We start from the raw sequence: 22,401 nt of genomic DNA on the forward strand, positions 1-22,401 counted from the left end.
CCCGCTGGTTCGCCTGCAGCGTCGTCCGTGATACGCACCTGTCAGGTTGCGAGATCAGAACCGATCCAGAGGGCAGAACCGACCGAGGAGGCATAGCGATCATTTATGTCCTAAAGAGACCTTCATCACATTTTTCCCTTACCGCCTATAGTGTGACGTATCTGCCCAGGTTGACGACAGGGGGTGGACTGCCATGGCGCTCGAACCGGTTTCGGCCGACGCGCGCAGCACGGCCGCGGACCCGCCCGAGGCCACGGAACCCGCTCCGTCCCCCGCGCCCCCGGGTGACGCATGGGTGCGCAGCAGCGACTTGCGTCCGGTGCTCACCGCTCTGCAATCACTGCGCGACGGTGACTTCACCGTGCGCGTCGACGGTGCGGAGGAGGGCGTCCTGGCGGAGGTGGCCGGCATCGTCAATCAGATCGCCGGGCGCAACGAGCATCTGGTCAGCGAACTGCAGCGGGTCCGCCGCGAGGTCGTACGGCACGGCAGACTGGACGAGCGCCTCTCGGCGAGCCCTGGGCAGGGCTCGTGGGTGACGGGCGTGGAATCCGCGAACACCCTCCTCGAGGCCTTGGTGGCTCCGGTGTCGAACGCCACGCGTGTACTGGACGCGGTGGCGGTCGGGGAGCTGACGCAGCGCGTCGACCTGCACGACGGCAGCCGCGAGCTCCGGGGCGATCTACGACGTCTGGCACGCTGCGTGAACCGCACGGTCGACCAGCTCTCCCTGTTCACCGGTGAGGTCACGCGGGTGGCGCGCGAGGTCGGCACCGAAGGCCGGCTGGGCGGGCGCGCCCACGTACGTGGTCTTTCCGGCGACTGGCGCCGGGTGATCGAGGCGGTCAACACGATGGCGTCCCGGCTCACGTCGCAGGTCCGGGACATCGCCGTCGTCACGACGGCGGTGGCACGCGGCGACCTCACCCAGCATGTGACGGTGGAGGCCACTGGTGAGGTGCTGGAACTGAAGCTCACGGTCAACACGATGGTCGACCAGCTGCGGGCGTTCGCCGACGAGGTGACACGCGTGGCCCGCGAGGTCGGCACCGAAGGACAACTCGGCGGCCAGGCACACGTCGGGGACGTCTCCGGGGTCTGGCGGGACCTCACGGACAACGTCAACTTCATGGCGTCCAACCTCACCTCCCAGGTCCGCAACATCGCCCAGGTCACCACCGCCGTCGCCACCGGCGACCTGAGCCAGAAGATCACGGTGGACGCGAAGGGCGAGATCCTGGAACTGAAGTCGACGATCAACACGATGGTCGACCAGCTGTCGGCGTTCGCCGACGAGGTCACCCGCGTCGCCCGCGAGGTCGGCACCGAAGGACAACTCGGCGGCCAGGCACACGTCCGCGGCGTCTCCGGCGTCTGGAAGGACCTCACCGACAACGTCAACTTCATGGCGTCCAACCTCACCTCCCAGGTCCGCAACATCGCCCAGGTGGCCACCGCCGTCGCCCAGGGCGATCTCGGAAAGACGATCACCGTGGAGGCGAAGGGCGAGATCCTGGAACTGAAGTCGACCATCAACACGATGGTCGACCAACTGTCGGCGTTCGCCGACGAGGTCACCCGCGTCGCCCGCGAGGTCGGCACCGAAGGACAACTCGGCGGCCAGGCACACGTCCGCGGCGTCTCCGGCGTCTGGAAGGACCTCACCGACAACGTCAACTTCATGGCGTCCAACCTCACCTCCCAGGTCCGCAACATCGCCCAGGTCACCACCGCCGTCGCCGACGGTGACCTCTCGAAGAAGATCACGGTGGACGCCCGCGGCGAGATCCTCGAGCTGAAGGACACCGTCAACACGATGGTCGACCAGCTACGGGCGTTCGCCGACGAGGTGACACGCGTGGCCCGCGAAGTCGGTACCGAAGGACAACTGGGCGGGCGCGCTCAGGTCGGCGGCGTCTCCGGCGTGTGGAAGGACCTCACCGACAACGTCAACTTCATGGCGGACAACCTCACCTCCCAGGTCCGCAACATCGCCCAGGTGGCCACCGCCGTCGCCCAGGGCGACCTGTCCAAGAAGATCGACGTCGACGCCCGCGGCGAGATCCTCGAACTCAAGACGACCATCAACACCATGGTCGACACACTGTCCTCGTTCTCCGCCGAGGTCACGCGCGTGGCCCGCGAGGTCGGCAGCGAAGGCCAACTGGGCGGCCAGGCACGGGTCGAGGGTGTCTACGGCACCTGGAAGCGGCTGACGACGAACGTCAACGAACTCGCCCTCAACCTGACCACGCAGGTACGCGCCATCGCCGAGGTCGCCAGCTCAGTGGCCCAGGGTGACCTCACCGGCTCGATCGCGGTCGAGGCCAGCGGCGAGGTCAACGAGCTGAAGAACAACGTCAATCTGATGGTCTCCACCCTCCGCGAAACCACCCGGGCCAAGGACTGGCTGGAGTCGAACCTCACCCGTATCGCCGGACTCATGCAGGGCCACCGCGACCTTGTCGAGGTCGCGGACCTGATCCTGCGTGAGCTCACCCCACTGGTCAACGCCCAGTTCGGGGCGTTCTTCCTGGCGGAGGCGGGTGCCGAACCCGGCCGGGGCCTGCAGTTCATCGCCGATTACGGCAGCGCCGAAGGCCCGGACGACAGCACCCACCCCGACACCAGGAAGCCGGTGCGGGGACTGATCGCCCAGGCCGCTCTGGAGAAGAAGCGCATCCTCGTCGACGCGGTTCCGCCGGGATACATCAGCATCGAGTCCGGGCTCGGCTCGGCGCCGCCGACCAGCATCGTCGTCCTTCCGATCCTGTTCGAGGGCGAGGTGCTCGGAGTCATCGAACTCGCCTCGTTCAGCAGGTTCAACGAGGTCCACCTGGCCTTCATCGACCAGTTCGTGAACACCATCGGCGTCTCGATCAACACGATTCTCTCCAACGCGCGCACCGAGGCCCTGCTGTCGGAGTCGCAGCGGCTCACCACGGAGCTGCGCCGTTCCAACGCGGAGCTGGAGGACAAGGCCGCCCTGCTGGCCAGCTCGTCGCAGTACAAGTCGGAGTTCCTGGCCAACATGTCGCACGAGCTGCGCACCCCGCTGAACTCGCTGCTGATCCTGGCCCGGCTGCTGGCGGACAACCCCGACGGGCATCTCAACGAACAGGAGGTGGACTTCGCGGCCACCATTCACCGGTCGGGATCGGACCTGCTCCAGCTGATCAACGACATCCTGGACCTGTCGAAGATCGAGGCGGGCCGGATGGACGTCCATCCCAGGAAGCTGCCGCTGACCAAGCTGCTGAACTACGTACATGCCATGTTCCGGCCGCTCGCGAGCGAGCGCGGACTGTCCTTCGACGTCACGATCGGGGACGGCGTGCCGAGCGAGCTGCATTCCGACGAGCAGCGGCTCCAGCAGATTCTGCGGAACCTGCTGTCCAACGCGGTGAAGTTCACGTCCTCGGGCAGCGTGGAGCTGCGGGTCGAGCGGGCAACGGGCCAGGAGATCGAGCGGGAGGGACTGCCGACGAGCGAACCGATCCTCGCGTTCCGTGTCGAGGACACCGGCATCGGCATCCCGCGGGAGAAACTGCCCGTCATCTTCGAAGCTTTCCAGCAGTCCGACGGCACCACCAGCCGCAAGTACGGCGGCACCGGGCTCGGACTCTCCATCAGCAGGGAGATCGCCGGCATGCTGGGCGGCCGGATCGTCGCCGACAGCGAACCCGGCGTCGGCTCCCGGTTCACGCTGTACGTGCCCGCGCGCTACAGCGCAGAAACCGCGCCCATGACCGAACCCATGAAGATCCCCGCGAGCCCGGGGGCGGAGACCATGCCGCCCGTCCCCCTTCTGTCGGCCGGGCCGCTCGCCGCTCCCTCGCCGGCGCGGACGACGAGCGTCCCGGAGCTACCCGTCGGCATGGCGGCAGCGGCCACCGGCCGGGACACATCGAGCTGGCCGGAAACCACGCGGCTCAAGGAGTGGATCACCGGTCGGCCACACAAGGTGCTGGCCGGGCGCACCGTCCTCATCGTGGACGACGACATCCGTAACGTCTTCGCGCTCATGCATGTGCTCGGCCGGGTGGGCATCACCGCCAAGTACGCCGAGAACGGACGCGAAGGTCTCGAGATGCTGGACCGCGTGCCCGCCATCTCGCTGATTCTGATGGACATCATGATGCCCGAGATGGATGGGTACGAGACCATCGCCGCCGTGCGCCGGTCCTCCCGCTTCGCCGATGTACCGATCATCGCGCTGACCGCCAAGGCCATGCCGGGAGACCGGGAGAAGGCCCTCGAAGCGGGCGCTTCGGAGTACGTTCCGAAACCCGTGGACGTGGACCACCTGCTGTCCGTGGCCTGCGATCTGCTCGACCCGCCGGGTCAGTCCGCGAGTCCGCGGCCCGAGCAGGCGCAGGATGTCGCCGAAGACGACGTGGATCCGTCGAGGCAGGGGTCATGACTACACACGCGACCGAGAAGTGCAACATCCTGATTGTCGACGACATCGAAGAGAACCTGATCGCGCTCGAGGCCCTGCTCGGCCCGCTCGGCCAGAAGTTGGTGCGCGCCCACTCCGGTGAGGAAGCGCTGAAAGCCATGCTGCGAGAGGACTTCGCCGTCGTGCTGCTCGACGTCCTCATGCCCGGAATGGACGGCTTCGAGACCGCCGCGAACATCAAGCGTCTGGACCAGACCAAGGATGTGCCGGTCATCCTCCTGACCGGGGCCGAGGTCGAGGCGGACTATGCCTACCGCGGATATTCGATCGGTGTTGCGGACTTCCTCACGAAGCCGTTCGACCCGTGGCTGCTGCGTACCAAGGTCAGCATCTTCCTCGACCTGTATCGGAAGAACCGCCAACTGGCCGCCCAGGCGGAACAGTTGCGCCGCCTCTTCGCCGAGGCCGGGACCGCCACGACCCTCAGGGACCGTACAGGGGCGGCCGAGGACCAGACCCCCGCCGAGCGCAGCGAGAATCGACCGCCGTCACCGGAGACCGCACCAAGTCCCACGACTGCATGGCCGGAGGAACGACTGGCGGAGATCGGCGAGCAGCTGGCACAGGTCGAACTCCTGCTGCGCGACACCAAAGGCTCTGAGGCCCCCACCCTGGCCAACCGCGTGGCCGAACTCGAACGAGCGGTCGGCGGTCTGCTCCTGCGACCCGAGTGACGGCAGGGGCCCGTCACCGGGATGGGCCGTCCACCGGCGCCGCCCTGACACCTGCCATCGACCTCCGGCGGCCCGCGCCAGGGCTCAGGGACCCGAGGCGGCCTTACCGGCGCACGGCACCCACCACGTGTCCAGAGCCTCGCCCCGCCCACCTGCCGGCGGGCGACCTCCGGGCCCGACGAGGCGAGGGCATGGCGTTTGTGCTTCACGCGATACGGGTCGATCCTTGAGACAGCGGGCGGGCCCGCCCGGCGACCGGGGTGGCGAAGGGCTGACGTGCCATGACCACACCATCGAGTGGTCCCGAGGCGGTCGGCCTCGGCGACAAGCAGAAGAGCTTCGAGACCGCCGCCGTCATGTTGGACCGGCAGGGAGTGGTGACCGGCTGGAGTCCGGAGGCCGAGCAGTTGCTCGGCTACGGCGCGCAGGAAGTGCTCGGGCACTCGATCGATACGCTGACGGCACAGGCCGAGGGGCAGGAGCCGACGGCATGGCTCACTCAGCAGCCGGCCTCCCGGTGTCGCCCCGACCTCACCTTCCGTCACCGCTGCGGCCACCTGCTGCGAGCCGCGGTGGTCCGCCACCGCGTTGCCGACACGGTCGCGGGTCCGGTGTTCCTGTTGTTCCTCACGGATGCCGAGGACTTCAGGGCCTGGCAGACCCAGCAGGCCGTGCTGCACGGCATCACGACGCAGTCCCCGGTGGGCATGACGATCTACGGCCCCGACCTGAGGGTGGCCTGGGCGAACGCCGCCGCCCGGCAGGAGCTGCCCGGGCCCTTCGCCGACTATCTGGGACGCAGCGAAGACGAGCTGTATCCGGGAAGCCAGGTGCTGTCCGCGCAGCACCCCACCACGGTCACCCAGATCATGAGCAGGGTGCTCAGCACCGGCCAGACCGTGGTGGGACTGCACTACCGGGGCCGCCCTCCCTCCGATCCGGACCACGAGCATGTGTGGTCGCTGTCCTACTACCGGCTGCAGGACGACGAAGGCCGGCCCCTGGGTGTGTGCGAGGAGTCGGTGGACGTCACCGACCTGTACCAGGCACAACGGCGCCTGGCCCTGCTCAACGAGGCCAGCGTCCTGATCGGCAGCACGCTCGACCTCGACCGGACCGTCCAGGAACTGGCCGAGGTGCTGGTGCCGCAGGTCGCCGACTTCGCCGCCGTCGACCTGCTCGCAGATGTACTGGACGACAGGGAACCCGACGCACGGTGCCCCGGCCGTAACGGCGCCATGCGCAGGGCGGTCCATCGCTCCGTGCGCGAAGACCTGCCCGAAGCCGTCGTCACACCCGGCCGGCCGGTCGGCTACCCGGAAGGTTCCCCTCAGAGGCACTGCCTCGCCACCGGCCACCCCGTCCTCAACACCGTCCTGGATCTCTCCAGCCCATGGCTGCTTCAGGACAGCGCGCGCAGCGCCCGCCTGCGCACCCTCGGTGTCCATTCACACCTGGTCGTTCCGCTGCGCGCACGAGGGATCACCATGGGGGTGGCCACCCTCATGCGCTGGCGCACCCCGGATGCCTTCGCCTCCGACGACCTGCTGCTCGTCGAGGAACTCGCCGCACGCGCCGCCGTCTGCATCGACAACGCGCGCCGCTACACCCGCGAGCACCTGTCCGCGCTCGCGCTGCAGCGCAGCCTCCTCCCGCACGAGCTGCAACCCCACCTGGCCGTCGAGGCCGCGTACCGGTATCTGCCTGCCGACACCGAGGCGGGGGTCGGCGGCGACTGGTTCGATGTCCTGCCCCTGGCCTGCGCCCGCGTGGGACTGGTCGTCGGAGACGTCATCGGCCACGGCATCCATGCCGCGGCGACCATGGGCCGGCTCCGCACCGCCGTCCACACGCTGGCCGACATCGACCTGCCGCCCGACGAGCTGCTCACGCACCTCGACGACCTCGTCCGGCGCCTGGCCGAAGAGGCCGACGCGGCACACCCCACCGGAGTCGAGGGCGTGGTCGGCGCCAGCTGCCTGTACTGCATCTACGATCCCGTCACGCGCCGCGCCACCGTCGCCCGCGCCGGCCACCCGCCGCCCGCCCTCGCCCACCCGGACAAGGCGGTGGAGTTCCCCGACATCCCCGTGGGTCCCCCGCTGGGTATCGGGGGCCTGCCGTTCGAGTCGGCCGAGGTGGACGTCCCGGACGGCTGTGTCCTTGCCCTGTACACGGACGGCCTGTTCACGGCAGCCGACGGTGACGCGGACACCGGACTGGAACGCATCAGCTTCGCTCTCGCCCACCCCGACAGGCCTCTGGAGGAAATCTGTGACACCATCGAGCAAGCTCTGCTGCCGGAACGTTCGCCGGACGACGTCGCCTTCCTCGTCGCGCGACCCCGCCCGATCGCCACCGAGAACGTCGACACCCTCAGCCTCCCCTTCGATCCCGCCTCGGTGGGACAGGCGCGCAAACTGACCAACGACTGCCTGGCACAGTGGCGGCTCGAGGATCTGTCGTTCTCCGCGGAGCTGATCGTCAGCGAACTGGTCACCAACGCCATCCGCCATGCCCAGGCCCCCATCGAGCTCCGCCTGATCCGCACCGAGAACAAGCTCATATGCGCCGTCTCCGACCACAGCAGCACCTCTCCGCACATGCGACGGGCCAGGCTGGGTGACGAAGGAGGCAGAGGACTGTTCCTCGTCGCCCAGTTCGCCCTGCGCTGGGGCACCCGCTCCACCGAGGACGGCAAGGTCATCTGGGCGGAACTCTCCCTCCCCGGGCCGGCCGGGCAGCGGTCCGCCTGACCCGTCACACGTTCCGGCAGCCGCACGGCGTGTGTGCCGACGCGCCCCACACCTGGCGCGGTGGGTGGGCGGGCATCGGTGCGGCGGCAGGGCCTGAGAGCCACGCTTGCGGACCCGCCTCCGCAGGTGGGCGACGGACGCCCGCATCGAGCGGATGCCCAAGACCTCCCAGCGTCCGGATCATCCGCAGGACAGCAAGCCTGCCTTCTGCTTGGCGTTCAGGACGCGATGCACGCTGGCATCCACTTGCCCGCGGAAGGTCGCGCTTTGCGTCATGCGACTCTGTACTGCCTGGGCCATGGCCGGGATCAGCTTCGGTTCGACCGTGAGGACCAAGTCGCCGCCGGCAGACAGGAACTTCACCGCCCGGTCGCCCGCGGGTACGGCCTTCACCGCCACCGCGTTGCCGAGATCGTCCGATACGACCACGCCCTTGAAGCCCAGAGTCTTGCGCAGCAGTCCTTGAATCACCGTCGACGAGAACGCGGCCCGATGAGTCGAGTCGATCTTGCTGTAGGTGGCGGACGAGATCATGACGAACGGCGCTCCGGCTTTGATCCCGGACTCGAACGTCGTGATGCTCGAACTTTCGCTCGTCGTCACGGTATCCACGACGTTGGCCGTGGTGTCGGTGTTGTCTCGTACGTAGCCGAGACCCGGAAAATGCTTGAGCGTGGCCAGCACGCCGGACTCGGCGGATCCCGCAAGAAACGCGTCGCTGTGGGGGGCCACGGTCGCAGCGGTGTACCCGAACTCGCGGTCGTACCGGCCGATCGGAGCGTTGGCCCTGCCCAGGCTTTCAGGTACGACGTCCGCAACGGGAGCCAGGTTCAGATTCACACCGGCTGCCTTGAGCTCCTTGGCCCAAACGGCGGCTTCGCTGCGCAACTTCGTCGTCGTCCAGCTTCCCTGCGTCAAAGCACTCGGGATGGTCGAGAACCCGGGCCCGCTCAGCACCTGCACCTGTCCACCCTCCTGGTCCGTCGACACCAGAAGGCCCACGCGGTGCCCCGCCGCGCTGTCAGCCTTGGCCTGCAGACCCTGGACAAGGGTGTTGGTCGCCGTGGTTCCGGCACTGCTCCGGCCGGCCAGGAACACCGAGCCGACGTGGTACTTGCGCATGAGGTCGATGCGCGTGCTGTCCGGAGCGGACGGCGTGACCGATCCCATGAAGAGCTGACCGACACGCTGCGGCACCGTCAATGCCCTGAAGGTCCTGTCGGCACACGTATTCGCCGCCAGGTTCTTGGGCGTCCCGGACGGGTCGACGATGGCGGCCTGCGAGATCTGCACGCCCGTCACTCCCGCCACCGCGAGCGACAGCGCCAGCGAGGACGCGAACCACACGGAACGCTTGGTGCCGAAGGGGTGGGCGAGCGACCGGTGCAATGCCATGAAGGGACTCCGAGTGTGCCTGCGACGGGCCGCTCGGATCATGAGCGGGTGGTCGGTTGCCGTAGGCATCGTATCAACGCGTGGGGAATCCGCCGCTGGAATGCAAGAGCCTTTCCCGTGTCGGCGGACCCCCGGATCACCCACGCCCGAAACGACGACGGCACCCGCTACAGCGCTGGAGAGATCGGCTGGATGACCGTGGAACCGACGCTGCCCAGGGGGAGGGAGTTGCGATGCTCGGGAGACGTGTCGTCAGTCGTGGGGCACGACGGCGACGGGGGCGGTGGCGTGGTGGAGGACGACGTGGGCGACCGGGCCGATGTGGGCGCCGAGCGGGCTTCGGCGAATCCTGCGGCCCACCACGACCAGGGACGCGTCGCGGGAGGCGTCCACGAGGTGCTCGCCAGGGGTGCCGAAGTAGCACTCCTCGGTGACCTCGACGTCCGGGTGCTTCTCGCGCCACGGGCTCAGGAGCTCGGTCAGAGCAACGGCCTCGCGGTGAGCGAGGGCACGGTGGAGTTCGACGTCGACGGAGAGGCCGTAGGCGTAGTAGGGAGGCGGGTTCCAGCCGTGCACGACCCTCAGGGACGTACCGCGGCGGGCCGCCACCGCGAAGGCGAACTCCATCAACCCCTCGTCCAGGCTCTCGATGTCGACGCCGAGGACGACGGGCAGGAACGTGGACGCGGCGGACGGGATACCGGCCGGGTCCCCCTCGTGTTCGTCAGCGGCCTGCTCCCCGGCCCGGACCAGGACGACCGGCCGCTCGCTGTGCGCCACGACGGAGAGCCCGACCGAGCCGACCATGAAGCCTCCGACGCCGCTCAGTCCGCGCGAGCCCAGCGCCAGCAGTTCGACGTCCTTCGCCACGTCCGCCAAGACGTCGGCGGCGTGTCCGGACCGTTGCTCGGTGGTGACGTCGAGACCGGGGTGTCGCAGTCGAATGCCTTCGGCCGCCACGCGCGGAATTCGCTCGGCCCAGTGCTGCTGCGTCTCCCCGCCGAGCAGCGGGGCCTCCGCCATCGGAGCGGGAACCGGCTCCCACACATGCACCAGTTTCAGCGGCAGGCCCAGCAACGCGGCCTCGCGGGCCGCCCATTCGGCGGCGGCCAGGCTCTCGTTCGAACCGTCGACGCCGACGGTGATGGTGCGGGTCATGATTTCCACCTCTTGAATCGGGGGCTCTGCTGCGAGCCTCGTCTCCGCGCAAGCCCCCGGGCAGGGGCCGCAGGTCCCAGCCCGGAGGCCAACCGGCCCAACCTGCAGGCGTTTTCGGTGCGGCGGACCCGCCGACCCCGCCCGCCCTTACGCCCCCCGGCTTCACGGCTTCCGACGCCTGGTGATGTCCCAGGGATGACGAGCTGACCTGGACGTGGACCTTCTGAAGCGGAAGGCGTGCTGCTCAGGGCTCAGTTCGTGACGTCCCATTCGTCCGACGTCATCGGTTCGGCATCCGGGTAGTGCTGTTGGATCTCGCTCAGCACCCACTCGTCCGCCGTGCGGACGTCCCAGCTTGAACTGTCGAACTCCCTCAGGGTCAGCACCAGTTCGCCGCCCTCATACCCTTCAAAGTCTGCGTCCACTGCTTGCAGGTGGGGCGCGTCCATGGCCAGCAGCTCAAGCGTGGGGATTCCCTCGCCGGATGAAGCCCTGATCAGGTCAGCGAAGCCGGGGTGTGGGTGATCACCGGAGAACCGAGCGCGCCAGGTGAGAGCGAGCCCGTAACTCCCCAGACGTACCAGGAGCTCCGCCAGGGTGACGTAGTGCCGATCGGCAGGGTTGCCCGCATGAGGAGCGCGGTTCCGCCAAGCCGCGAAGGAGACCATGCGCGGCGTGGATGGCGTTCGGGGCACAGGTTCACCAGCCTGCTCGGTTCTCGGAGAATCCCTGAATCAGAGAGTCGCCTGTCCACGTCACTCACCAGGCGTCAACCCTATGGCACGTGTGCGCGGTTGAGGTTCTGCATGGTAGCTTCGCAGCGCCGTGCACCACTACGAGCTTCGGAGGTGAGACCGATCAACGCTGTGACAGGTCGGGGCTCCCTCTCTCGCATGGTCTAGGGAGCGCCCGCAGAAGGCATCCTGAAAGGCCGGAATGGCTATGCGCTTCAGCTCTGCGACGTCGAGTGACGGCGTCCGCGAACAGCTCTTCACCCTCGGCGAGATACCCGGTGTGCTCTGGACCCCGGAAGCCGCCGTCGGCACCCGGCCCCTCGTCCTGATGGGACACGGGGGCGGCCGGCACAAGAAGGCTCCTGACATCCTTTCCCTGGCCCACCCGTTGGTGGCCACGTACGGATTCGCGGCGGTGGCCGTGGACGTGCCCGGCCACGGTGACCGGCCCACGGACGAGACCTACGACCGGATCGCGACCGAAAACCAGGCGCGCGTGACGGCCGGCGAGGAGCTGGCCCCGTTGATGGCCGACTTCCAGGCACTCGTGGCGCGCCGGACCGTCCCGGAATGGCAAACGGTTCTGGATGCGGTTCAGCAACTCGACCACGTCGGCGCCGGCCCCGTGGGCTACTGGGGCGTGTCGCTGGGGTGTGGACTCGGCGTACCGTTCGTCGCCGCCGAATCCCGTGTGCGCGCAGCGGTACTGGGACTCGGCGGAGCGCTGGCAGCAGCCGAGCCTGCCGGGCGCATCACCGTTCCTGTGCAGTTCCTGCTGCAGTGGGACGATGAGCGGGTGCCGCGAGACCAAGGCCTGGCCCTGTTCGACGCCTTGGCCTCGGCCGACAAGACCCTGCACGCCAACCCGGGCAGGCACGGCGAGGTTCCGGCCCACGAGCTGAAGAGCACCCTTCGGTTCTTTGCCAGGCACCTCGGCTGACACGTCCGGCCGCAGTCGATGACGTGCCGATCGGGACCAGGATCCCGATCGGCACGGTCAGCGCCCGAGGAACGCAGCGCCTCCGCCGCAAGGGGGTGCGGATCCGCGCGGCCCTTACGCCCTGCCGCACTCAGCCCAGGGACTCTCCTCAGACCTTGCGCTCCGCTGCGCGCTTTCGCGCCTCTTCGAGCGCGGCTCCCCATCGCCGGTTCACCTCATCGGGCCGCTGGTGCCCGCACTCGACGATATGGCCCGCCCGGTCGACGACCTCCGCGTAGCAGTCACCGGCCTCGATCCAGACGGCGACGTTCTCGATCCCTGCAGACCGGTCGTCGTCGTCCACCCAAAAGACCACAGAGAACGCCAACTCATCGCCGCTGTAGTCGGATCGGACTCGGAACGTCTCGTCAGGCCTGAGCCATCGATCCTCGCCGAGTGGCTCGAGCCACATCGTGAGCCAGCCTTTTGAATCGTTGCGGACTTCCATGACAGCCATGCCGGCACCCTAGCCGCGCCTCGATGAACCCACCTCGCGGTCCTCGACTGCCTCTCCTCCGCATCGCCTTCGCGGCGTCCGGCACGCGCGTACTGTTCGGTCATTGTTCGTACTCTGTACGTCTCTTCCGTGTGTCATGGCAGACGGTCGTGAACGAGGCGGGTGCAATCCGATGTTTGGGTGCGATGCTGGGTGTTCACTTCCGTCTCACTCTGGGTTGCACGCCCGGCGGCCCGAGATGACAACGTTGTCAACACGATGGGGTCGACCCGAGCGTGCGAAGAGCAACGCTGGAGAGGTTACGTGCCCATCAGATCCCATCCCCCCTTCCCTCGCGTGATCCCTGTGAGAGCCGCCGGCAGGCGTCGCCGGCCGGCGCGCGCGGCCATCGCGGCGCTGCTCACCGGAGCGCTCGGCGTCGCCGCGCTGGCGGGTGGCGGCGCGGCCGTGGCAGTGCCCGTCGCAGCCACGGCCGCGGGGTCCGGCGGGACGGACTACACGAGACTTGTCGACCCGTTCGTGTCGACCGCGGGCGATGACGGCAACGACCTGCCAGGCGCTCAGGCCCCCCACGGACTGGCCAAGGTCAACCCGCTGACCACGCCGGACCGCAATCACACCGGGTACGACCACAACGAGGACCACATCGCCGGGTTCACCGCGACCAACCTCGACGGTGTCGGCGGCTCGGGAGGCGGTGGCGACCTGCTCGTCGTCCCGACCTCCGTGCAGTACGACAAGCGGCCCGCCCCCAGCACGTACGCCCACGCGTACAGCCACGACGACGAGACCGCGACGCCCGGCTACTACCAGGTGGGCCTCGGGGCCATCTCCGGGACCGGGTCGTCGGTGAAGCAGGACTCCGGCACCATCAAGGCCGAGACGGCCGCGACGACGCGCACGGCGCTGCAGCGGTACAGCTTCCCCGCCGGGTCGGACCCGGAGCTCGTCCTCGACCTCGCGAACAACTTCACCAGCCGCACCCGCTCGACCATGAAGGCGACGACGCTCCCGGACGGGACCACGTCGATCACCGGGCTCATCGCGGGCTCGTTCAACGGCGCCTCGTACAAGCTGTACTACGACGCCACCACGAACGTCCCCGTCACCTCCCTGAAGAGCTGGGGCAGCGACGGCAGGCTGAGCGACGCGACCGCGCAGGACGGCTCCGACACCGGCGCCGTCCTCGGGTTCGACAAGTCCCACGGGGACGACGTCGAACTGCGCATCACGCTGTCGCCGATCAGCGCGGAGCAGGCCGCGACCGACCAGCACAGCGAGGTGGGCGACCTCACCTTCGACCAGGCCCGCGCGCAGACGAAGGCGGAGTGGAACAGCGCGCTCGGCGCCGTCGACGTGCGCTCCTCGGCGAAGTCCGACCCCGGGTCGACGCTCACCAAGGAGTTCTACACGCACCTGTACCGCATGTACGCACTGCCGGTGAACGCCACCAGCACCAGCGGTACGTACCGCGGCGCCGACGGCGCGGTGCACAAGGCGAACGGCTTCACGTACTACGACGGCTGGTCCACCTGGGACGACTTCCGCAAGTACTCCGTCGAGGCGTACATCGACCCGGCCACCTACCGGGACATGGTGCAGTCGCTGATCGTGCTCTTCGCCGACACGCGCACCTCGGGCAAGAGCCTGGGCAGCCTCACCCACTCGGTTCCGACCGTGCGCTGGGAGCGTTCGGCCGTGCTGGTCGCCGACGCACTGTCGAAGGGCTTCAAGAACTTCGACCGGCTCGACGAGGCGTACCCGGCGCTGCTGTCGTATTCCGGGTACTACACGGGAGCACAGCTGCGGCAGGGCTACGTCACCGGGGATCCCGGTACGACCGTCCAGCGCGGCTACGACCAGTGGGCCCTGTCCGTCATCGCCGACGCGCTCGGCAAGGACGCGGACGCGAAGAAGCTGCGTACCCGGTCGACCATGGCGATCGACAACCTCGTGAAGTCAGGTGCCTGGACCGCGTCCGACGGCACCAAGGTCGGTCTGCTCACCCCGCGCGCCGCGAACGGCGACTGGCAGAGCGCCGATTACGAGAAGTTCGAGGCGGCCGGCCTCTACCAGGGCACGCTGTGGCAGTACCACTGGTACGACGCGTACGACATGGGCGGCCTCATCAAGGCCATGGGCGGCGAGAAGGCCGGCAAGGCCGCGGTCAGGCACATGTTCGGCGAGGACTCCAGCGTCGACGACGGCTCGACCATGCTGCACTCCAACGCCAACGAGATCGACCTGCAGGCCCCGTACCTCTTCAACTACGTCGGCGAGCCGAGCCTGACGCAGAAGTGGGTGCGCGCCATCTACACCGGCACGACCTGGAACCGTTACATCGCGACGGGCTCGACGAACGAAGCCCCCAGCTCCGGCGGCCAGTTCACCCCTCCGGTCAGGACCCAGGTCTACAAGCTCTCCCCGAACGGCTTCCTGCCGACCATGGACAACGACGCCGGCACCATGTCGACCATGTTCGTCGGCGCCGCCCTGGGCCTGTTCCCGGTGACCGCCGGGTCCAGCCAGTTCCAGATCGGCAGCCCGTTCTTCGACTCCACGACGATCAGCTACGCCAATGGCTCCCGGTTCACGGTGAAGGCCGACGGCGTGTCGCCGAGCGACTACTACGTGCAGAGCGCGACCCTCAACGGCAAGCGGTTCGACAACACGTGGCTCGACTACTCGCAGATCATCTCCGGCGGAACCCTGGACTTCACCATGGGTTCCAAGCCCTCCCAGTGGGGCGCCCGCACCGAGCCCGCGTACTCGCTCGACACCGACTCCGGCGACACGGGTGACGGCGGCGCCGGAACGGGCAAGGGCGACACCATCGTCTCCGCCCGTCCGGGCACCGTCGACACCGACGCGGACGGCACCGTCGACGGCGCCGTGAAGCTCACCCTGTCCGGACCGGCGTCGTTCGCCGCCCGCAAGGGAACCAGCCTGACCAGGACCGGAGCGGCGACCGTGACCGGCCTGCCGGGCGGTGTCACGGCGGATCTCCGCGTCACCGGCTCGCGCACGGCGACGCTGTCGTTCACCGGCGCCACGCAGGTCGACGCGCACATCGGCATCACGTTCCACGACGAGTCCTTCGCCCACGGCGTACCGGCCTCGACGGTGCGTGGCACCGGGATATCCCCGACCGACCCGCTCGTCGTCTCCGCCGCCGCGGTGCACCGCAAGACCCTTCGGGCACTCGTCGACCAGGCGTCCCTGGTGCGCAGCGGCCACTACTCCGCCGGCTCCTGGACACTGTTCCGTTCGGCGCTCGAACGCGCGCGGACCGTCCTCGCGGACACCGACTCCGTGACGGGCACGATCATGGCCGCGGACGACGCGCTGCAGTCGGCCGTCGACACCCTCACCATCGACGAGGGCGGCTACGCCGTCCTGCAGGCCGAGTCCCCCGACCAGAAGGAAGGCCCCAGCCTCACCAGCGAGAAGAACAACTCGGACGGCAATCTCGGTGGCGTCACCGAGGGTTCGTGGGAGCGCTTCACCGAACTGGACTTCGGCGGGGTCGCCCCGCGGACCATCTCGGTCCGCTACGCGAACTCGCAGGCGCCCAACGCGAAGCCGAGCAGTGTCGACATCCATGCGGGCGCTGCCGACGGGCCCCTCGTCGCCACCGTCCAGCTTCCCGGAACCGGCGGCTGGCAGTACTACAGCACGGTGCAGGCGGCCGTCACCGACCCGGACGCCCTGATGGGTGCGTCCAGCGCGACGTTCGTGTTCCACGCCCCGGCCGGCCAGCAGTGGGTCTCGAACTTCGACTGGTACCAGTTCTCGCCGTACGAGGTCTCCACGTCCCCCGCGACCACACTCGCCACGCTGACCGCGGTCAACAGCACCACGACCGGCGGCGGTTCGGCTCCGCTCAACCTCTCGAACGGCATCTTCGAGAACGTCACGAACGGCGCGTGGGCGGAATGGAAGGACACCGACCTGCGCGACGGCGCCGACACCGTCACCGTCCGCTATGACAAACCTCAGTCGCGTGCGGCGTCGGACTCACACATCGAACTGCACCTCGGTTCGAAGGACGGCCCGAAGACCGTGAACGCCCCCCTCGACTACAGCGGTTCGGGCTGGGGAACCATCGCCACCACAAGTGTGCATCTCGACCCGAGCGTCTTCACCGGCGTCCAGGACGTGTACGCCGACTTCGTCTCCAGCACACAGTCGTCCTCCCAGCCCTACGTGGGGAACATCTACTCCCTGACCCTGACGCAGGACGCCGACGCCCCCGTCGGCTTCGACGCCACCGCGTTCCGCTCGAACAGCGGCGGCGGGCTCAAGAGCGAGCCGGTCGGCTGGACCGGCGCAGGTTCCACCACCGACCTCGGCGGCACCTACGACGGAGCCTGGCTCGACTACGGGGACATCGACTTCGGCAGCTCCTCGAAGAGCACCGTCACCATCACCTACGTCAACAACTCCGCCCGTTGCGGCACCGGTTCCGCCGTCCAGCTCTACCTCGACTCCTTCGACGCGGCCGACCCCGGCACGCCGTACGCGACCGTGCCGCTGCCGGTCACGGGAGCCGCGTGGTCGTCCGGAGGGACGACGAGCCTGACGCTGCCCAAGGCGATCACGGGCACGCACACCGTCTACCTGCGGCTGACGACGAACCCGGATTCCTCGCACCCGTACGTCGCGAACCTGGGCCGGGTCACCTTCGACCACGTCGAGACGCCCGCCGTCACGGACAGGTCCGCCCTGCGCAAGGCGATCGGGCAGTACGAGGGGCTCTCCGCCGACGCGGCGCGCTACGACACGATCGACTTCGGTGTGTACCGGCGCGAACTCGCCGCCGCCCGCACCCTCGTCGACGCCGACGCCACGACCCAGCTCGAAGTCGACACCCGGACCCGCAGCCTCACCCTCGCCGCCAAACAGTTGATGCCGTTGCCCAGGCTGCGACTGGAGGACCTGGTCACGACCGCTTCGGCCCTCGACAACGCGCGCTACACGGACGCCTCGTGGACGGCGTTCACCAAGGCACTCGCCGAGGCGAAGACCGCGCTGGTGAGCGACACGGCGACGGACGCGAGCCTGACGGCAGGGTACGACGCGCTCCAGCACGCCATGTCCGCACTCGCCACGAAGCCCAAGACGGTGCCCGCCGCGCCTGACGCGGTGTCGGCGACGTCGTCCGGCACGAGTGTGAGCGTCGCCTGGCCGGCGCCGAAAGACACCGGCGGCTCCCCGATCACCGGCTACAGGGTGACCCTGGACGACGGTCACGAGGTCGAGATCCGCGATCCGAACAGCCGGAGCACGACGTTCACCTGGCTGCGGACGGGCAAGCCGTACACGGCGCGCGTCCGTGCGGTGAACGACCTCGGCGCCTCGCAGCCGAGCGCGGCCACCGCACCCGTGGTGACCGACAGCGGCAAGCCGCAGAAGCCGACTGTCACGGGTGTGATCACCGACGGCGGACTGGTCCGTGTGACCTGGCGGCCGGCCGGCGACGGCGGGTTCCCGAACATCGGCTACACCGTCGCCCTCGGCGACGGCACCACGACACACGTCTCCGCCACGACGCACACGGCGCTGCTCGCGGCCGCGGGCAAGGCGAAGGCGCACACCGCGACCGTCACCGCGCTCACCCTGGCCGGAAGTTCGGACGACTCCCCCGCGACCACGCCGGCGCACACCTCCGCCGCAACCGTCTCGGCGGACGCCTCCGACCCGACGTACGTGCCGTCCCCCTTCCCGGACGACACACTGAACGCGACCTACGCGTCGGACAAGTGGCCGGGGGCCGGCGACGGGACCGACTACTTCTACGACCTGCTCAACGGTATCGACGACCTCGACTCCGACATCCTCGGCGCCAACACCAAGGTGTCTCAGGGCACCCGGCCGACCGCTGAGAACGACCGGATCGCCGTACGCATCAACAACGCGGCGACGCAGAAGGAGGTCGACCGGGCCGAGGTCGACGCGACCAACAGCTCCACCGTCACGATGGCCGACGGCCTCGGCTCCCGGCTCGGCCAGATCTACAGCGATGCCCTGAAGGGCGGCCGACTGCCGAAGACCAGCGCCCTGTTCTCCCGCGTCACGAAGAGCCTCGACAAGGGCGACGCGGCGAAGAACCACTACGGCTACCTGCGCCCGTATGTACGACTCGGGTTCGTCGGCGACGGCGGCCTCGTCTACGAATCGCAGGACGGCTCGTACGGAAGCCTCACCACCAGCGGCTCGTACCCGAGCGGCCACACCTACGGCGGCTACGAGGCAGGCACCATCCTCGCCACGCTCCTGCCGGAGCTCGCACCGTCGATCCTCGCGCGCACCTCGGAGTACGGGAACAACCGCATCGTCCTCGGGTTCCACTACCCGCTGGACGTCATGGGCGGCCGGATCTCCGGACAGGCCACCGTCGCGCACCGCTGGGCGGATCCCGAGTTCGCTGATCTGCTGATGCAGGCCCACACCGAGATGGAGAACGTACTGCTTGCGCAGTGCGAGCAGCAGGGATACGGCGACACCCTCGAGGCCTGCGAGGGCGACGCCTACGCCGGCCTGAGCAAGGCACAGGACGTCGACCTGTACACGCGGCGCCTGACCTACGGCTTCTCCCAGGTCGGGAAGGCCGGGCAGGCTCTCAAGGCGCCGTCCGACGCGGCGGCACTGCTGCTCACGTCCTTCCCCGACCTCACCGCGGAACAGCGCACCCAGATCCTGGAGCAGACCGCCACGGATTCCGGGTACCCGCTCGACCTCACCCGGGACGGCCGGGCCGGCTGGCAGCGGATCAACCTGGCGGCGGCGATGGCGGCCGAGGTGGTCGTGGGCGCCGACGGGTCGGTCACGGTGAAGAACTTCTCGGACGCCACCAAAGCCAGTGTCGCCGACGCCAGGTCGATCACCGTCGGAGGTGTCGCGATCGACGGGTTCGATCCGAACGTGTCCACGTATGTCGTCGACTGGCCGAAGAACAAGAGGATCCCGGCCGTGTCCGCCACTCCGGCCCAGTCCGGCGCTCGGGTCAAGGTCACCGACGGCAGTCCGGTCCTCTCGTCGGCCGGCTCCCGGTTCTCCACCCGCACCATCAAGGTGACCTCGGCCAACGGTTCGATCACCAGGACCTACACGGTCGGGTTCCAGCCCACGGACCGCGATGACCGGCCGGTCGCGGCCGGAGGCAACGGCGGTGACCGCGACGCCGGTGCATCCAGCCTGTGGAACCCCGCAGGCAACGGAGCAGGCTCCGCCGACGGCACCGGACTCTGGTCGCCGGCGGCGGAGTGGGCGGAGCCCCTCAGGACCCGCGGCGCCGGCGGCACGCGGTGATCCCGCGACCAGCCGGACGTCGTGGAGCGGCGCCAGGGTCCTGCTGATCCTCGCGCAGCGACGCCGGTAGCGATCGGCCCCTTTGGATGCACCACGGTGGTTCATCCAAAGGGGCCGCCGGCGTCGTGTCACCGCTGTCCACGGGCCCGTTCGGCGCTTTCGACACGCCGACCGGCCTGCCGGTCACCCGTCACTTCTCCGACCGGATCGGATCACCGCCGCACTCAGAATGGTCTCCACGGCGAGTACCGGGTTGAGAGGCTCCACGAGTTCCTTGGTGGCGACGGCCGCGAGGTGCGCGGGTGCCTCACCGTCCAGCAACGCGTTGACGTACTCGATGGCTTCCGCGGGCGAGAGCGAGGGCAGCCTCTGGCGCAGTGTCCGCACAGCGTGCATGCGTCCGCGCTCCGCGACGGTTTCGTGCAGCGCATCGTGCAGCTCGTCCACTGCGGTACGCACCGGCAGACCGCGTATCCGGGCTCGGTAGTCGGCCTCCCACTCCCCGGTCATCGCGGAGACGACGCCGATCTGGTGCAGTCCCCCGTCGACGCGGTCGACCAGGTACGGCCCATTGCCGGCCAGCATGTACTCAGGGTTCCGAGTGCGTACGAACTCCTCGGACTGCCAGGAGACGATCCAGACCAGCTCATGCTCTTCGACGTCGACCACGGCCATGCGCATCGCGTCCACGCTCACAGCCCGCCACTGCCGGTAGTCGCGTTCCAGCTGTGCTTCGACCGTCCGAACGGCGGCTTCTCGCTCGATCACGCGTGCAGCATCCCCTGAGCCCCGCTCGCGGGGCCAGCGAATTCGCACGGCTCAGAACCACGTGCGATGGGCCTGACGGACCTACGTGCTCAGGAATGCGACAGCCACGGCACAAGTGCGCTGCATCAGTACCGGTCTCGCCCGGCATGTGCCTTCTCCGAACTACTCGGGTTGTCCCGTCAGAGGGCGACCGGATCGTCAGTCCCCGGGAGAGGGGGTCGGCGTGGCGCCGGGGAACAGCCTCGCGAACTGCTGTGCACGGCGCGGATGTTAGCTTCTTTCCCGTGGTGGAACACCAGGACGAAACCAGGGCGGCCTACGACGGTGTCGTCGAGCTCTATGCGTCGATGTTCGCCGACCGGCTGGAGACTCAGCCGTTCGCGCGGGCCATGGTCGGCACCTTCGCCGAGTTGGTGCGCGAGACGGGGAACCTGCGGGCAGCCGATGTCGGGTGCGGGCCCGGACATGTGACAGCCATGCTGCACGACTTGGGGCTGGACGCCTTCGGGCTCGACCTCTCCCCCGCCATGGTCGACCACGCTCGGCGGGCCCATCCGGCGCTGCGGTTCGACGAGGCGCGAATGGAGGCCCTGCCGGTCGAGGACCGCGCGCTCGGCGGGGTCCTGGCCCGCTACTCGATGATCCATACGCCACCCGGCGAACTCCCCGCACTGCTCGCCGAGCAGGTGCGTGTCCTGGCGCCAGGGGGCCTGCTCCTGGTCTCGCTCTTCGGGACCGAGGGACCGGAGCCGGTCCGCTTCGACCACAAGGTGGCACCCGCCTACAGCTGGCCGGTGGACCGGTTCGCCGAGTTGCTGACCGGGGCCGGGCTCCTCACGGTCGCCCGGCTGCTCCACGACCCGGCCTCGGAGCGTGGCTTCCTCGACACCCATGTGCTGGCCCGCCGCCCTTAGTGGTCGGCGCTCGAAGTTCTTCGGGGGTTGATCAAGCCGCCAGTGCGACGGAGGATTCTTCCTGGTGATCGGCGGTGTGCCGGTCGAGTCTGGCCAGCAGATCGTCCAGGTCGGAGGTGGTGAACTTCCACTGGAACGGCTGTGCCGTGGCGTTGTAGCGGTCTTCGAAGGCTCGGAGCCGGTCCCCGACCTGGGTAAGGTCGGTGAAGTCGTTGGGCGAGACCACCTTGCGCTGGACGACGGAGAAGTAGATCTCCACCTGGTTCAACCACGAGGCGTGCACCGGGGTATGGACGAGCACCGCGTTGGGGAACGCCGCGGTCAGCCGCTCGGCGGCCTTCTTGCCGCGGTGGAGGAGCCGTTGTCGACGATCCAGAACACGCGCTTGGCACTGGCGTAGGGCTCGTTGCTCATGACCTGGGCGACCAGGTTCATGAACGGCTTGATGCCGGTTTTCGGCTCGGTGCGGCCGAACACCGTCGCGCTGTGGACGTCGTAGGCGGCCAGGTAGGCGAGGGCGCCGCCGCGTCCGTAGGTGTGGTTGACGCGCATGGTGCGGGCTTTTCCGGGGGCGAGGGTCGGGTGGCAGCGGCAGCGCGCCTGGATGGAGGTCTTCTCGTCGGCGCTGATGGCGTACTCGTCCGGTCCGAGCGGCCGGCCTTGCCAGGTGCGGGCGTAGAGGTCCAGCACGCGGGTCGCCTTGGGTCCGAAATCGGGGTCGGTGATGAAGATCCAGGACCGGTGCTGCCAGGGCTTGAGTGCGTCCTGGGCGGTGGCGGCTGACACGGACGGG

General features: G+C 68.7%; 13 protein-coding genes. 6 read left to right on the top strand and 7 right to left on the bottom strand.

From position 1 onward, the window contains the following. Positions 1–193: 193 nt before the first annotated feature. The 3 genes from ACZ4IF_RS13985 (at position 194) to ACZ4IF_RS13995 (ending at position 7,892) form a co-directional block, all read left to right on the top strand. Positions 194–4,423: a HAMP domain-containing protein gene (locus tag ACZ4IF_RS13985; RefSeq protein ID WP_467562513.1), complete on the top strand. Its 4,230-nt coding sequence runs from the start codon at positions 194–196 to the stop codon at positions 4,421–4,423. Continuing rightward, entirely contained in the window at positions 4,420–5,136 is a 717-nt protein-coding gene (locus tag ACZ4IF_RS13990) for a response regulator (RefSeq protein WP_467562515.1), read from the top strand. Before ACZ4IF_RS13985 ends, ACZ4IF_RS13990 begins: the two co-directional genes overlap by 4 nt. A 281-nt stretch (positions 5,137–5,417) precedes the next feature. Beyond that, positions 5,418–7,892: a SpoIIE family protein phosphatase gene (locus ACZ4IF_RS13995; protein ID WP_467562517.1), complete on the top strand. Its 2,475-nt coding sequence runs from the start codon at positions 5,418–5,420 to the stop codon at positions 7,890–7,892. A gap of 180 nt (positions 7,893–8,072) precedes the next feature. Here the strand turns inward: ACZ4IF_RS13995 and ACZ4IF_RS14000 are convergent, their stop codons facing one another. The 3 genes from ACZ4IF_RS14000 to ACZ4IF_RS14010 form a co-directional block, all read right to left on the bottom strand. Continuing rightward, the gene (locus tag ACZ4IF_RS14000; protein ID WP_467562519.1) at positions 8,073–9,287 is read right to left on the bottom strand and encodes a glycoside hydrolase family 3 N-terminal domain-containing protein; all 1,215 of its coding nucleotides are present in this window, start codon (positions 9,285–9,287) and stop codon (positions 8,073–8,075) included. Positions 9,288–9,539: 252 nt separating this feature from the next. Continuing rightward, entirely contained in the window at positions 9,540–10,445 is a 906-nt protein-coding gene (locus tag ACZ4IF_RS14005) for a universal stress protein (RefSeq protein WP_467562521.1), read from the bottom strand. Between the two features lie 251 nt (positions 10,446–10,696). After that, the gene (locus tag ACZ4IF_RS14010) at positions 10,697–11,113 is read right to left on the bottom strand and encodes a hypothetical protein (RefSeq protein WP_467562523.1); all 417 of its coding nucleotides are present in this window, start codon (positions 11,111–11,113) and stop codon (positions 10,697–10,699) included. A 274-nt stretch (positions 11,114–11,387) separates the two neighbouring features. Between ACZ4IF_RS14010 and ACZ4IF_RS14015 the strand changes: the two genes are divergently transcribed. Next, a complete protein-coding gene (locus ACZ4IF_RS14015) occupies positions 11,388–12,119 on the top strand; it encodes a dienelactone hydrolase family protein (protein WP_467562525.1) in 732 nt (243 codons plus the stop codon). Positions 12,120–12,267: 148 nt separating this feature from the next. Here ACZ4IF_RS14015 and ACZ4IF_RS14020 read toward each other — a convergent pair whose 3' ends face one another. Next, the gene (locus ACZ4IF_RS14020; protein ID WP_467562527.1) at positions 12,268–12,615 is read right to left on the bottom strand and encodes a hypothetical protein; all 348 of its coding nucleotides are present in this window, start codon (positions 12,613–12,615) and stop codon (positions 12,268–12,270) included. A 258-nt stretch (positions 12,616–12,873) separates the two neighbouring features. Between ACZ4IF_RS14020 and ACZ4IF_RS14025 the strand changes: the two genes are divergently transcribed. Then, complete coding sequence (locus tag ACZ4IF_RS14025) at positions 12,874–19,926, top strand: glycoside hydrolase domain-containing protein (protein WP_467562529.1); 7,053 nt, start codon at positions 12,874–12,876, stop codon at positions 19,924–19,926. 183 nt (positions 19,927–20,109) lie between these two features. Here ACZ4IF_RS14025 and ACZ4IF_RS14030 read toward each other — a convergent pair whose 3' ends face one another. Continuing rightward, positions 20,110–20,694: a YrhB family protein gene (locus ACZ4IF_RS14030; protein WP_467562531.1), complete on the bottom strand. Its 585-nt coding sequence runs from the start codon at positions 20,692–20,694 to the stop codon at positions 20,110–20,112. A 284-nt stretch (positions 20,695–20,978) separates the two neighbouring features. Here ACZ4IF_RS14030 and ACZ4IF_RS14035 point away from each other — a divergent pair, with 284 nt between their 5' ends. Beyond that, the gene (locus ACZ4IF_RS14035; RefSeq protein ID WP_467562533.1) at positions 20,979–21,608 is read left to right on the top strand and encodes a class I SAM-dependent methyltransferase; all 630 of its coding nucleotides are present in this window, start codon (positions 20,979–20,981) and stop codon (positions 21,606–21,608) included. A 31-nt stretch (positions 21,609–21,639) separates the two neighbouring features. Here ACZ4IF_RS14035 and ACZ4IF_RS14040 read toward each other — a convergent pair whose 3' ends face one another. Then, entirely contained in the window at positions 21,640–21,876 is a 237-nt protein-coding gene (locus ACZ4IF_RS14040; protein WP_467562535.1) for a hypothetical protein, read from the bottom strand. A 53-nt stretch (positions 21,877–21,929) separates the two neighbouring features. Next, positions 21,930–22,394, bottom strand: a complete 465-nt coding sequence (locus ACZ4IF_RS14045; protein ID WP_467562537.1) for a transposase — start codon at positions 22,392–22,394, stop codon at positions 21,930–21,932. Positions 22,395–22,401: the final 7 nt, after the last annotated feature.

It is taken from the genome of Streptomyces sp. NPDC025784 (genome assembly GCF_055558435.1).